This window comes from Pseudomonas sp. JQ170C (assembly GCF_035581345.1).
GTDB lineage: Bacteria > Pseudomonadota > Gammaproteobacteria > Pseudomonadales > Pseudomonadaceae > Aquipseudomonas.
Genome location: NZ_CP141608.1, coordinates 1919153 through 1932736 on the forward strand (window position 1 = coordinate 1919153; position 13584 = coordinate 1932736).

At 63.0% G+C, this 13584-nt stretch carries 13 protein-coding genes; 12 read left to right on the top strand and 1 reads right to left on the bottom strand.

Annotation, left to right across the window (positions count from 1 at the left end; all coding sequences use genetic code 11):
- The first annotated feature begins 45 nt into the window (after positions 1-45).
- The 12 genes from U9R80_RS09030 (at position 46) to U9R80_RS09085 (ending at position 13356) form a co-directional block, all read left to right on the top strand.
- Complete coding sequence (locus U9R80_RS09030) at positions 46-1698, top strand: AMP-binding protein (RefSeq protein WP_301842694.1); 1653 nt, start codon at positions 46-48, stop codon at positions 1696-1698.
- 12 nt (positions 1699-1710) lie between these two features.
- Entirely contained in the window at positions 1711-2478 is a 768-nt protein-coding gene (locus U9R80_RS09035; RefSeq protein WP_301842696.1) for an SDR family NAD(P)-dependent oxidoreductase, read from the top strand.
- A gap of 19 nt (positions 2479-2497) precedes the next feature.
- Complete coding sequence (locus tag U9R80_RS09040) at positions 2498-3691, top strand: acetyl-CoA C-acyltransferase (RefSeq protein WP_301842697.1); 1194 nt, start codon at positions 2498-2500, stop codon at positions 3689-3691.
- Between the two features lie 8 nt (positions 3692-3699).
- Positions 3700-4827: an acyl-CoA dehydrogenase gene (locus U9R80_RS09045; protein WP_301842699.1), complete on the top strand. Its 1128-nt coding sequence runs from the start codon at positions 3700-3702 to the stop codon at positions 4825-4827.
- Positions 4828-4840: 13 nt separating this feature from the next.
- A complete protein-coding gene (locus U9R80_RS09050; RefSeq protein ID WP_301842701.1) occupies positions 4841-5614 on the top strand; it encodes an enoyl-CoA hydratase in 774 nt (257 codons plus the stop codon).
- Between the two features lie 280 nt (positions 5615-5894).
- A complete protein-coding gene (gene exaC, locus U9R80_RS09055) occupies positions 5895-7415 on the top strand; it encodes an acetaldehyde dehydrogenase ExaC (protein WP_301842703.1) in 1521 nt (506 codons plus the stop codon).
- Between the two features lie 110 nt (positions 7416-7525).
- Positions 7526-7597 carry a pyrroloquinoline quinone precursor peptide PqqA gene (pqqA, locus tag U9R80_RS09060; protein WP_009394664.1) on the top strand — a complete coding sequence of 24 codons (72 nt, stop codon included), beginning with the start codon at positions 7526-7528 and terminating at the stop codon, positions 7595-7597.
- Between the two features lie 128 nt (positions 7598-7725).
- Positions 7726-8889 carry an alcohol dehydrogenase-like regulatory protein ErcA gene (gene ercA, locus U9R80_RS09065; protein ID WP_301842704.1) on the top strand — a complete coding sequence of 388 codons (1164 nt, stop codon included), beginning with the start codon at positions 7726-7728 and terminating at the stop codon, positions 8887-8889.
- Positions 8873-10540 (top strand): PAS domain-containing hybrid sensor histidine kinase/response regulator, encoded by a 1668-nt coding sequence (locus U9R80_RS09070; protein ID WP_301842705.1) that lies wholly within the window; start codon positions 8873-8875, stop codon positions 10538-10540. The genes ercA and U9R80_RS09070 overlap by 17 nt, the downstream gene beginning before the upstream one ends.
- 306 nt (positions 10541-10846) lie before the next feature.
- A complete protein-coding gene (locus U9R80_RS09075; RefSeq protein ID WP_028945272.1) occupies positions 10847-11251 on the top strand; it encodes a TraR/DksA family transcriptional regulator in 405 nt (134 codons plus the stop codon).
- A gap of 544 nt (positions 11252-11795) precedes the next feature.
- Positions 11796-13025: a methyl-accepting chemotaxis protein gene (locus U9R80_RS09080; RefSeq protein ID WP_442964967.1), complete on the top strand. Its 1230-nt coding sequence runs from the start codon at positions 11796-11798 to the stop codon at positions 13023-13025.
- A 115-nt stretch (positions 13026-13140) separates the two neighbouring features.
- Positions 13141-13356 carry a hypothetical protein gene (locus tag U9R80_RS09085; RefSeq protein ID WP_301842708.1) on the top strand — a complete coding sequence of 72 codons (216 nt, stop codon included), beginning with the start codon at positions 13141-13143 and terminating at the stop codon, positions 13354-13356.
- Between the two features lie 11 nt (positions 13357-13367).
- On the opposite strand, the gene U9R80_RS09090 is transcribed toward U9R80_RS09085, so the two are convergent.
- Positions 13368-13574 carry a hypothetical protein gene (locus U9R80_RS09090; RefSeq protein ID WP_301842739.1) on the bottom strand — a complete coding sequence of 69 codons (207 nt, stop codon included), beginning with the start codon at positions 13572-13574 and terminating at the stop codon, positions 13368-13370.
- Positions 13575-13584: the final 10 nt, after the last annotated feature.

Consider the following 13584-nt stretch of genomic DNA (forward strand, 5'->3'; position numbering starts at 1 on the left):
AGATCATTCGTTTTATTCCAACAATAAGAAACGAGGAGTCTGGCGATGCGTGATTACCGCGGCGCAGCGAAGGGTTTCAACTATCAGCAGACCGCTGCAGCAGTGCTGCAGGGCAGCCTGGAAGCACTCAATGCCTGTGTCGAGTGCTGCGACCGGCATGTCGGCGACCACCGCATAGCGCTCAACTGTGAAAACCGCGATGGCGACAGCGCGCAGTACAGTTTCGAGCAGTTGCAAGAAGCCGCCGCGCGCCTGGCCAATGTGCTCAAGGCGCAAGGTGTAGGCGCTGGCGATCGGGTAGCAGGCTTGATGCCGCGCACCGTCGAGTTGCTGGTTACCGTATTGGCCACCTGGCGCCTGGGCGCCGTCTATCAACCCCTGTTTACCGCCTTCGGGCCCAAGGCCATCGAGCACCGCCTGGAGCAGTCCGGGGCGAAAGTGGTGGTGACCGAGCCGCTCAACCGCAGCAAGCTCGATGACGTGCATGGCTGCCCGACCATCATCTGCGTCGGCGCCCAGGCCGGCTCCGGCGACCTGGATTTCCATACCGAACTCAACGCCGCCAGCAATGACTGCGCGCCCGTGCTGCTGGGGTGCGATGCACCGTTCCTGCTGATGTTCACTTCCGGCACCACGGGCCCGGCCAAGCCGCTGGAAGTACCGCTGCGGGCAATCGTCGCCTTCCAGGGCTACATGCGCGATGCCATCGACCTGCGCCCTGAAGACAACTTCTGGAACCTGGCCGATCCGGGTTGGGCCTACGGTCTTTATTACGCGGTAACCGGCCCGCTGGCGCTTGGGCATTCCACGACCTTCTTCGATGGCCCGTTCAGCGTCGAAAGCACCTGCCGGGTCATCAACAAATACGCCATCAGCAACCTGGCGGGTTCGCCGACTGCCTACCGCTTGCTGATCGCTGCCGGCAACGCGTTCAGCGCGCCGATCAAGGGCCGCCTGCGTGTGGTCAGCAGCGCCGGCGAGCCGCTGAACCCGGAAGTGATCCGCTGGTTCGCCGACGAGCTGGACGTGACCATTCATGACCATTACGGCCAGACCGAACTGGGCATGGTGCTGTGCAACCACCACGGCCTGGAGCATCCGGTGCACCTGGGCTCGGCCGGCTTTGCCATTCCCGGGCACCGTATCGTCGTGCTCGATGAGCAGCACAATGAACTGCCCGCGGGGCAGCCGGGCATTCTGGCGGTCGACCGCGAACAGTCGCCGCTATGCTGGTTCGGGGGGTATCACGGCCTACCGACCAAGTCTTTCGTCGGCAAGTACTACCTGAGCGGCGACACCGTCGAGCTCAACACCGATGGCAGCATCAGCTTTGTCGGTCGCAGTGACGATGTGATCACTACTTCCGGGTACCGGGTGGGCCCTTTCGATGTCGAGAGCGCGCTGATCGAGCACCCGACCGTGATCGAGGCGGCGGTGGTCGGCAAGCCGGACCCAGAGCGCACCGAGCTGATCAAGGCGTTCGTGGTGTTGGCCGCAGGCCAGCAGCCCAGCGACGAGCTGGCCGAAGCACTGAAACAGCACGTACGCCAGCGCCTCTACGCCCATGCCTACCCACGGGAAATCGAATTCGTCAGCGAGCTGCCCAAAACCCCGAGCGGCAAGCTGCAGCGCTTCATCCTGCGCAACCAGGAAATCGCCAAACAACAAGCCGCGCTGGCCCAGACCGCCAGCGCCTGAGGAACGAACATCATGCAGATCGCCAACAAGAACTTTATCGTCAGCGGCGCGGCCTCGGGCCTGGGCGCCGCTACCGCGCAGATGCTCATCGAGGCCGGCGCCCAGGTGATGCTGGTCGACCTCAATGCCGAGGCCGTTGCGGCCAAGGCTCAGGAGCTGGGGCCAAACGCCCGTTTCGCCGTTGCCGATATCAGCCAGGAGGCCGCCGCCAAGGCTGCAGTTGACGCCGCAGTGACGGCTTTTGGCACGGTGCACGGCCTGGTCAACTGCGCTGGCATCGTCGGTGCCGAGAAGGTGCTGGGCAAGAACGGCCCGCATGGCCTGGACAGCTTCTGCCGGGTTATCAACGTCAATCTGATCGGCAGCTTCAACCTGCTTCGCCTGGCCGCCGCGGCCATGGCAGAGGGCGAGGCCAGCAGCGAAGGCGAGCGCGGGGTGATCATCAACACCGCCTCGATCGCCGCCTACGACGGCCAGATCGGCCAGGCTGCCTACGCCGCCTCCAAAGGCGCCATTGCCAGCCTGACCCTGCCCGCAGCACGTGAGCTGGCACGCTTCGGCATCCGCGTCATGACCATCGCCCCGGGGATTTTCGAGACCCCGATGATGGCCGGCATGACCCAGGAGGTGCGCGATTCGCTGGCCGCTGGCGTACCGTTCCCGCCACGCCTGGGCCGCCCGCAGGAATACGCGGCGCTGGCTCGCCATATCATCGAAAACAGCATGCTCAATGGTGAGGTGATCCGTCTCGACGGTGCCTTGCGCATGGCCGCCAAATAACTGCAGGAGGACTGAAATCATGACCCTTGCCAATGATCCGATCGTAATCGTCAGCGCCGTGCGCACCCCCATGGGTGGGCTGCAGGGCGACCTGAAAAGCCTCACCGCACCGCAACTGGGCGCCGCTGCCATTCGCGCGGCTGTCGAGCGTGCCGGCGTCAGTGCCGACAGCGTCGAGCAAGTACTGTTTGGCTGCGTACTGCCTGCCGGCCTTGGCCAGGCACCTGCACGCCAGGCTGCCCTGGGCGCCGGCCTGAACAAGAGCACCACCTGCACCACCTTGAACAAGATGTGCGGCTCGGGCATGCAGGCGGCCATCATGGCCCATGACCTGCTGCTGGCCGGCAGCGCCGATGTGGTCGTGGCCGGTGGTATGGAAAGCATGTCCAACGCACCGTACCTCCTGGACAAGGCCCGCAGTGGTTACCGCATGGGCCACGGCAAGATCATCGACCACATGTTCTTCGACGGCCTGGAAGATGCCTACGACAAGGGCCGCCTGATGGGCACCTTTGCCGAGGACTGCGCCGAGCAGGACGGCTTTACCCGTCAGCAGCAGGATGATTTCGCCATCGCTTCGCTGACCCGTGCGCAGCAGGCGATCAAGGACGGCAGCTTTGCCAGCGAGATCGTCCCGGTCGAAGTGACCGTGGGCAAGGAACAGCGCCTGATCAGCGATGACGAGCAGCCGCCCAAGGCCCGCCTGGACAAGATCCCCCAACTCAAACCAGCGTTCCGTGATGGCGGTACGGTCACGGCGGCCAACGCCAGCTCGATCTCCGACGGTGCCGCGGCACTGGTGCTGATGCGTCGCTCGCAGGCCGAAAAGCAGGGCCTCAAGCCATTGGCCGTGATCCACGGCCACGCCGCCTTCGCAGACACCCCGGCGCTGTTCCCCACTGCACCGATCGGCGCCATCGACAAGCTGATCAAGCGCACCGGCTGGAACCTGGCCGAGGTCGATCTGTTCGAGATCAACGAAGCCTTTGCCGTGGTCACCCTGGCGGCGATGAAGCACCTGGACCTGCCCCACGACAAGGTCAACGTGCACGGCGGCGCATGCGCCCTGGGCCATCCGATCGGCGCCTCGGGCGCGCGAATTCTCGTCACCCTGCTGGCCGCCTTGCGCCAGAAAGGCCTGCGCCGCGGCGTGGCCGCCATCTGCATCGGCGGCGGTGAAGCCACGGCCATGGCCGTCGAGTGTCTGTACTGAGGTGCACCATGCTAGTTAACGACGAACAACAGCAAATCAGCGACGCCGTCCGCCAGTTCGCCCAGGAGCGCCTGCGCCCCTTCGCCGAGCAGTGGGACCGCGAACACCGCTTCCCCAAGGAAGCGATCGGGGAGATGGCCGAACTGGGCCTGTTCGGCATGCTGGTGCCGGAGCAGTGGGGCGGCAGTGACACCGGCTATGTGGCCTATGCCATGGCCCTGGAGGAAATCGCCGCTGGCGATGGCGCCTGCTCGACCATCATGAGCGTGCACAACTCGGTGGGTTGCGTGCCGATCCTCAAGTTTGGCAGCGACGCGCAAAAGCAGCAGTTCCTGGTGCCGCTGGCCAGCGGCCAGATGCTCGGGGCCTTCGCGCTGACCGAACCCCAGGCCGGCTCCGATGCCAGCAGCCTGAAGACGCGTGCCCGCCGCGATGGCGATCACTATGTGCTCAATGGCTGCAAGCAGTTCATCACCTCCGGGCAGAACGCCGGGGTGGTGATCGTGTTTGCCGTCACTGACCCGGCCGCCGGCAAGCGCGGGATCAGTGCCTTCATCGTGCCGACCGACTCGCCGGGCTACCAGGTGGCGCGGGTTGAAGACAAGCTCGGCCAGCACGCCTCCGACACCTGCCAGATCGTTTTTGACGATGTGCGTGTTCCGGTGGCTAACCGCCTGGGCGAGGAGGGCGAAGGCTACAAGATCGCCTTGGCCAACCTCGAAGGTGGGCGTATCGGCATCGCTTCGCAGTCGGTGGGCATGGCCCGTGCCGCCTTTGAAGTGGCCCGCGACTATGCCCGCGAGCGCCAGAGCTTCGGCAAACCGCTGATCGAACACCAGGCCGTGGCCTTCCGCCTGGCTGACATGGCCACCCGCGTTGCCGTGGCCCGGCAGATGGTCCAGCACGCCGCCGCACTTCGCGATGCCGGGCGTCCGGCGCTGGTCGAAGCGTCGATGGCCAAGCTTTTTGCCTCGGAAATGGCCGAAAAGGTCTGTTCGGATGCCTTGCAGACCCTGGGCGGTTATGGCTATCTGAGCGACTTCCCGCTGGAGCGCATCTACCGCGATGTGCGGGTCTGCCAGATCTACGAAGGCACCAGCGATATTCAGCGCATGGTCATTGCGCGCAATCTTTGACGGAGCAGCATGCATGAGTTTTGAAACCATTCTGTTGGACATCCACGGCAAGGTCGGCCTGATCACCCTCAACCGCCCGCAGGCGCTCAACGCGCTCAATGCGCAGATCGTTGGCGAGATCAACCAGGCGCTGGACCAGCTCGAAGCCGACCCGAACATCGGTTGCGTGGTGCTGACAGGTTCGGCCAAGGCGTTTGCCGCGGGCGCCGACATCAAGGAAATGGCCGACCTGCGTTACCCGCAGATCTACGTCGATGACCTGTTCAGCGACGCCGACCGCATCGCCAACCGTCGCAAGCCGATCATCGCTGCGGTGTCCGGCTTTGCCCTGGGTGGCGGCTGCGAGCTGGCCATGATGTGCGACTTCATCCTGGCCGGTGACAACGCCAAGTTCGGCCAGCCCGAGATCAACCTCGGCGTGCTGCCGGGCATGGGCGGCACCCAGCGCTTGACCCGTGCAGTGGGCAAGGCCAAGGCCATGGAGCTGTGCCTGAGCGGTCGCCTGATGGGCGCCGAAGAGGCTGAGCGCGCAGGCCTGGTGGCACGCGTGGTACCGCAGGCCGAGCTGTTGGAAGAGGCCCTGAAGGTGGCCGCGACCATCGCCAGCAAGTCGATCCCGATAACCATGATGGTCAAGGAAAGCGTCAACCGTGCCTTTGAGGTCAACCTCGCCGAAGGCGTGCGTTTCGAGCGCCGGGTGTTCCACGCGGCCTTCGCCACCGAAGACCAGAAAGAGGGCATGGCTGCGTTCATCGCCAAACGCGAAGCGCAGTTCAAGGACCGCTGAACCCGGCAGCCTGTACCACCTGGGTGAGGGTGGGGCAGCGTCGAGATGCAGCTTCGTTTTAACAGCAGGAAGCTTGCTCATGACGCTGAACCCATCCCCCCTCGGGCAGATGGCCCTGAGTGCCAAACGCTGTTGTTCTGCCTGGCTACCCCCGCCTGTGCCTTACTACCAAATGAGTAGCCGTTCCCTGCCAAGGGCCGATTCGTCCCGCCCGCCTCGCTGAATAAGATCGAGTCACTGCCTGTCGTTGCGACAGGTCTCGATCAGCAGAGGCCCCATCATGATCTATGCAGCCCCCGGCACGCCGGATGCAATTGCGAATTTCAAAGCACGCTATGGCAATTACATCGGCGGTGAATTTGTCGCGCCGCTCAGTGGCCAGTACTTCACCAACAGTTCCCCGGTCAACGGTCAGCCGATCGCAGAGTTCCCGCGCTCGAACGCCGACGATATCGAGCGGGCGCTGGATGCTGCCCATGCCGCCGCCGATGCCTGGGGGCGTACGTCGGTTCAAGAGCGCTCGCGCGTCTTGCTGAAGATTGCCGACCGTATCGAAGCGCACCTTGAGGTGCTGGCTATCAGCGAAACCTGGGACAACGGCAAAGCCATCCGCGAGACGCTCAATGCCGATGTGCCGCTGGCTGCCGATCACTTTCGCTACTTTGCCGGCTGCATCCGCGCCCAGGAGGGCAGCGCCGCCGAAATCAACGACATGACCGCGGCCTATCATTTCCACGAACCGCTCGGTGTGGTCGGGCAGATCATTCCGTGGAACTTCCCGCTGCTGATGGCCGCCTGGAAACTGGCCCCGGCCCTGGCAGCGGGTAACTGCGTGGTGCTCAAGCCGGCAGAGCAGACCCCGCTGTCGATCACGGTGTTCGCGGAACTGGTCGGTGACCTGCTGCCGCCGGGTGTGCTGAATATCGTCCAGGGCTTCGGGCGTGAAGCCGGCGAAGCCCTGGCGACCAGCAAGCGCATCGCCAAAATCGCCTTCACAGGTTCCACCCCGGTGGGCTCGCATATTCTCAAGTGCGCGGCCGAAAACATCATTCCTTCAACGGTGGAGCTGGGGGGGAAATCGCCGAACATTTTCTTTGAAGACATCATGCAGGCCGAACCTGCGTTCATCGAGAAAGCCGCCGAAGGCCTGGTGCTGGCCTTTTTCAACCAGGGAGAAGTCTGTACCTGCCCGTCACGGGCCCTGGTGCAAGAGTCGATCTATGAGCCGTTCATGGAACAGGTGCTGAAAAAGATCGGCCAGATCAAGCGCGGCAATCCGCTAGACACCGAAACCATGGTGGGTGCCCAGGCCTCGGAGCAGCAGTACTACAAGATTCTTTCCTACCTGCAAATCGCCCAGGAAGAAGGTGCACAAGTGCTGGCCGGCGGCGACTGCGAGCGATTGAGCGGCGACCTGTCCACGGGCTATTACATCCAGCCGACCCTGCTCAAGGGGCACAACCAGATGCGCGTGTTCCAGGAGGAGATCTTCGGGCCGGTGGTGGGCGTGACCACCTTCAAGGACGAAGCCGAGGCGCTGGCCATTGCCAACGATACTGAGTTCGGGCTGGGCGCCGGGGTATGGACCCGCGATATCAATCGCGCCTACCGCATGGGCCGTGGCATCAAGGCGGGCCGTGTGTGGACCAACTGCTATCACCTGTACCCGGCGCACGCCGCGTTCGGGGGCTACAAGAAATCCGGGGTCGGTCGCGAGACCCACAAAATGATGCTCGACCACTATCAGCAGACCAAGAACCTGCTGGTCAGCTACGACATCAATCCGCTGGGGTTCTTCTGAAGGCCCGGGTAGCTGTACCAAATCGCTTCCAAAGTAGCATTCGACCCGCACCGGCAACGGTGTATTAATAGAAGCACCGCAATCCTGTGGTGCCAGAAGAGGATGGACCTATGTGGAAAAAGCCTGCGTTCACTGATTTGCGTATCGGTTTTGAAGTGACGATGTACTTCGCCAATCGTTGATCCCTCTGGCGCCGGTTGCTGCTTGCAGTAGCCGGCGTTGTCGTTCCAGGCCCTTTCGGGCCTGATTGCATTCATACCCGGATACAGTAGGCTGGCGCTTACGACTACTACAACAATACAGGCGTCGCATGAGCCCGAAATTGAGCCAGTTGCGCAAATTCGTTTCCCCGGAAATCATCTTTGGCGCCGGATGCCGACACCATGTGGCCAACTACGCCAGAACCTTCGGCGCGCGCAAGGTACTGCTGGTCAGTGACCCGGGCGTGATCGCCGCGGGCTGGGTAGCCGATATCGAGGCCAGCCTGCAAGGGCAGGGTATCGACTACTGCCTGTACACCGACGTCTCGCCCAACCCGCGGGTCGAGGAAGTGATGAGCGGCGCCGAGCGCTATCGCAGCGAGCAGTGCGACGTGATCGTCGCTGTCGGTGGTGGCAGCCCGATGGACTGTGCCAAGGGCATCGGCATTGTGGTGGCCCACGGTCGCCACATCCTCGAGTTCGAGGGCGTTGACACCATCCGTGTGCCCAGCCCGCCATTGATCCTCATCCCCACCACGGCCGGCACATCCGCCGACGTGTCGCAGTTCGTGATCATCTCCAATCAGCAGGAGCGGATGAAGTTCTCCATCGTCAGCAAGGCGGTGGTGCCCGATGTGTCGCTGATCGACCCGGAAACCACCCTGAGCATGGACCCGTTCCTGTCGGCCTGTACCGGCATTGATGCGCTGGTGCACGCCATCGAAGCCTTCGTGTCCACCGGTCACGGCCCCTTGACGGACCCTCATGCGCTGGAAGCCATGCGCCTGATCAACGGCAACCTGGTGGAGATGATCGCCAACCCGAGCGATATCGCCCTGCGGGAAAAAATCATGCTCGGCAGCATGCAGGCCGGGCTGGCCTTTTCCAATGCGATTCTGGGCGCGGTACATGCCATGTCCCATAGCCTGGGCGGCTTTCTCGACCTGCCTCATGGGCTGTGCAACGCGGTGCTGGTTGAGCATGTGGTGGCATTCAACTACAGCGCAGCGCCCGATCGCTTCAAGGTGATTGCACAGACCCTGGGCATCGACTGCCGCGGGCTTAATCACAGGCAGATCAGCCAGCGCCTGGTCGAGCACCTGATCGCCCTCAAACATGCCGTGGGCTTTCATGAAACCTTGAGCCTGCACGGGGTGGGAATGACAGACATCCCGTTCCTGTCCCAGCACGCCATGGACGATCCCTGCATCCTCACCAACCCGCGCAGTTCCAGTCAGCGTGACGTCGAGGTGGTGTATGGCGAGGCCCTCTGACCTGCAGGGTGACGCCCTGGCCGGGCTGTTGGGGCTGAGCAATCACACCGTTCGCAAAAGTCATTATCCGGAGCTGGCAGTACGCCTGGAGGAACTGGAGGCCGAGCGCAATCGCTACAAGTGGTTGTTCGAGCATGCCGTGCACGGCATTTTCCAGGCCAGCCTCGACGATGGCATGCGCGCCGCCAACCCTGCGCTGGCACGCATGCTCGGCTACCCCGATGCACCCGCGCTGTTGCTCTCGCGCCGGGACTTGGCCAGCCATCTGTTTGCCGGGGGCCAGGACGAACTGCTGGCCATTGCCCAGGCGTTGCAGCGAGAGCAAGCGCTGCTCGGCTATGAAACCCAGTTGCGCCGACGCGACGGCAGCCATATCGACGTGCTGATGAACCTGTTGCTGCGGCCGGACGAGCCGGGTGTGGTGGAGGGCTTCGTGGCCGACATCACCGAGCGCAAGCTGGCCCAGCAACGCCTGCAGCAACTCAACGATCAACTGGAGCAGCGGGTCGCCGAGCGCACCAACGAACTGATCGAGGCCCGTGATGCCGCCCAGGCGGCCAATCGCAGCAAGGACAAGTACCTGGCGGCCGCCAGCCACGATCTGTTGCAACCGCTCAATGCCGCGCGGCTACTGATCTCTACCCTGCGCGAGCGCAGCTTGCCCGCTGCCGAGCAACAGTTGGTCGAGCGCGCGCACCAGGCGCTGGAAGGCGCCGAGGACTTGCTGACCGACCTACTGGATATTTCCCGGCTGGACCAGGCCGCGATCAAGCCGGACCTCGACCTCTACAGCCTGGACGAAGTACTGGCGCCCCTGGCCTCGGAGTTCCAGCCGGTGGCCGAGGCCGCCGGCCTGGGCTTGCGGGTTCGCAGCGGCCGGTTGGGCGTGCGTACCGACCTGCGGCTGCTGACGCGGATTCTGCGCAACTTCATCAGCAACGCCTGCCGCTACACCGAGCAGGGGCACATTCTGCTCGGTGCCCGCCGGCAGGGTGAGCATGTACGGCTGGAGGTCTGGGATACCGGGCGAGGCATTGCAGCAGATCGCCTCGAATCCATCTTTCTCGAGTTCAACCAACTGGATGTGGGCCGCGCAGCCGATCGCAAGGGGGTTGGGTTGGGCCTGGCGATTGTCGAGCGCATTGCGCGCATCCTTGAGTGTCGGGTCCAGGTGCGTTCCTGGCCGGGCCGTGGCTCGGTGTTCAGCATCGAGGTGCCGTTGTCGCCGTACCTGCCACAAGCCCCTGCGGCGACGGCCTTCGTGCACACTGCGCTCGGTGATCCGTTGCCCGGGCGGCGATTGCTGGTGCTGGATAACGAGTCGAGTATCCAGCAGAGCATGGCGGCGCTGTTGCAGCAGTGGGGGTGTGAAGTCGTGACCGCCGCTGACTATGGCGAAGCGCTGGTAGTGCTGGCGGGACAGGCGCCGGAGTTGATCCTGGCCGATTTCCACCTCGACCATGGGGTGACCGGGTGCGAGGTGGTGCGTGACCTGCGCGGTCATTTTGGGCAGCGCATCGCCGCTGTGATGATCACGGCCGATCGCAGCGAGCAGAGTCGCCGGGCCATGCAACGCCTGGGTGCACCGTTGCTGAACAAGCCTGTGAAGCCGGGAAAATTGCGCGCGGTGTTGAGTCAGTTGCTGGGGTGAGGGCAACGCATTTACAGCGGCAGACGAGAATTTGTTACAAGCTTTTTACCGCCAATCCACCGTTTGTCCCCAGGAAAGCGCCGCGCAGGTGGTTTTTTTGTTATAAACCCGCGCCAGGGGAAGCACTTGTGGGCCTTTTCGGTCAATTGCACCGTCATTCCTGTTGCCCAGTGCGAATCTCGGCCGTAGACTGCCGCCCCCTGTAAATTGAGTGCCGGATGGTGCTTGAAGAATTCCGCTGCTGGAGCGCTGTTTGCCAGGAGCACCCGATTCGCCTTAATGCACGTATTTTTTATAGAGAAATCAATGACAAAGGAAAAGTTGCTGGCCATGCCGGCCGATGATTACATGAACGCTGAGCAACTGGCTTACTTCACCGCGCTGCTGCAGTCGATGAAGGTTGAGACCCATGAGCGCATCGAGCAAAGCCGTGTAACCATCGAGAGCCTGGATACGCCTGCCGATCCTGCCGATGCCGCCTCGGTCGAAGAAGAGCGCCACTGGCTGGTGAACGCGATCGAACGTGATCAGCGTCTGCTGCCACAACTGGAAATGGCGTTGGGCCGTATCGCCGACGAGAGCTTCGGCTGGTGTGACGACAGCGGTGAGCCCATCGGCCTGAAGCGTCTGCTGATCAGCCCGACCACCAAGTACTGCATCGAAGCTCAAGAGCGTCACGAGCAGATCGACAAGCACCAGCGTCAAGCCTGACAGACACGGGTGTCCAACAAAAACCCCGGGGATCGCTCCCCGGGGTTTTTGCGTTTGTTGCCCTGCATCAATGGTAAGGGCTGTACACCGAAAGGAGCATGGTTAATGGCGTTATAGTGGCCTTTAATGGCCGCACAATAACAACATGCTGCGTTGGAGCCCGAACATGCTGCGAAATGGATCGCTGTCTGGTGACTTGCTGGAGCCTGAAGCTACTTCGAGTGGTGCTGCGCCCTGGTCGACGCTGGTGCTGCAAAGCCTGGTGCTCACGGGGGTATTGGCGGCCATGGCCTTTGCCGGGGTGTCGCTGTATGTCTGCTTGCCGTTGGCCTTGTTGGCCCTGTGGGTTCCTCGCCTGCGCAAGCCGGTTACCGTCGTCCAGGCTGAAGGCGATCCGCTGGGTGAATTGACCCGCGACCTTGCCAAGACAACCAGCCACAACGCGCTCTCGGCGGCGGGCGTGGCGTTCTCGGTGCAACAACTGGCGAGCAAGCTGCAGTCGCAACTGGACGCGGCGGCGCAGATCGTCAGCAGTGCCGAAGTCATGATCGGCACCGAGAAGGCCACCTCCCAACTGAGCCAGGATGCATTGGCTGCCGCGCGCACCGCTCACCAGAGCAGCGCCAGCGGGCGCGAAGTGCTGGCGGAGTCGATCCAGCGGATGCATCAGTTGAGCGCGCGTGCCAGCGCCAGCCGCGAGTTGATCGAGGCCCTGCACCAGCGCAGTGAAGACATTGCCCGGGTGACCCTGGTGATACAGGCCATTGCCAGCCAGACGAATTTGCTGGCCCTCAACGCTGCCATCGAGGCGGCCAGGGCGGGGGAGCATGGCCGTGGTTTTGCCGTGGTAGCCGATGAGGTTCGTGGATTGGCCGGACGCACCGCCACTGCCACGCAGGAGGTCGGCCTGATGGTCGCTGACATCCAGGAGCGTACGGCCCAGGTGGTCGAGCAGATCCGTGCATTGTCCGATGACCTGCACAGCGGTGTTGACCAGGTCGAACACACCGGTGGGCAACTGGACAGCATCGCCAGCCTGGCTGCCGGCGTGGAGCAGCAGATCGGTGAAATCGCCGAGGGCACCGAGACCAACCGGGTGCAACTGGACAGCCTGTTCCAGGCGATGGCGCGCATGCGCAGTGACCTGCAGGCCAGTGACCAGCAAACCCAGCGGCTGGCCCAGGCTGCGGTGCAATTGGAGGGCCAGGCAGAGAGTATCAGCGAGCGACTGGCCGAGGTCGGCCTGGACGACTACCACCAGCGCGTGTACGACCTGGCCCGGCAAGGGGCCCAGCAGATCGAGGCACAGTTCGAGGCCGATATTGCCCAGGGCCGAATCGGCCTGGAGGATTTGTTCGATCGTCATTACCAGCATGTGGCGGGCACCTCGCCAGCGCGCTACCAGACGCGATTCGACCGCTATACCGATCAGGTCCTGCCCGCCATCCAGGAGCCCTTGCTCAAGCAACATGAGGGGCTGGTATTTGCCATCGCCTGTACCCAGCAAGGCTACGTCCCGACCCATAACATGGCCTTCAACCAGCCGTTGACCGGTGATGAGGCGGTGGATACTGCGCATAACCGCAGCAAGCGCAAGTTCGATGACCGCACCGGTATTCGTTGCGGCAGCCATCAGCAGGCGGTCCTGCTACAGACCTATACGCGCGACACGGGTGAGTTGATGCACGATCTGTCGGTACCGATCCGGGTCAAGGGGCGTCATTGGGGCGGGTTGCGGCTGGGCTACCGGCCCCAGCAGGCGGTATTCAACTGAGTCGGCTTTGTTACCGCTGATGCAAAACAGCTATGCGGTGGATAGCTTTTTCCACGGCGGAGCAGGGCTTATCATGGCTATATCGTTAGGTTGCTAATAAATTCCGGAGGGAATGATGAATAGCCAAGTCGATGTAGCGGTGATGATTGGTAGTGGTGTGCCCCCGTCTCTGCAGGCATTGGGCAAGCGGGTGTGCTGGGTGGTGCTGGTCAATGGTGAGCGCCGTGGCACTGCCTTTGCCAGCCGTGCCGAGGCCCAGGAGTGTCGTGCGGCGTGGCTTGAGCAATTGAACACAGGCAGCCGGCCCGGCATGGCACGCCAGGCCGGCTGAGGCCGTACCGATCAACTTTCGAGGTCGCGGGCCAGGGCGCAGGCCTGGTTGTGCTCACAGCGGAAGCCCTTGACTCTTCCGGTGGCATATTCGGTGACATGGAAAAACGCCTTTCCCGCAGGGATCACCACATAGCGGGGTGTCGACACCGTGGTGGTAGAACAATCTGCACAGGAATGGGTATTGAGCTCTCGACGTAATTCGGTGTTTTCGTGCATATTCACTCCC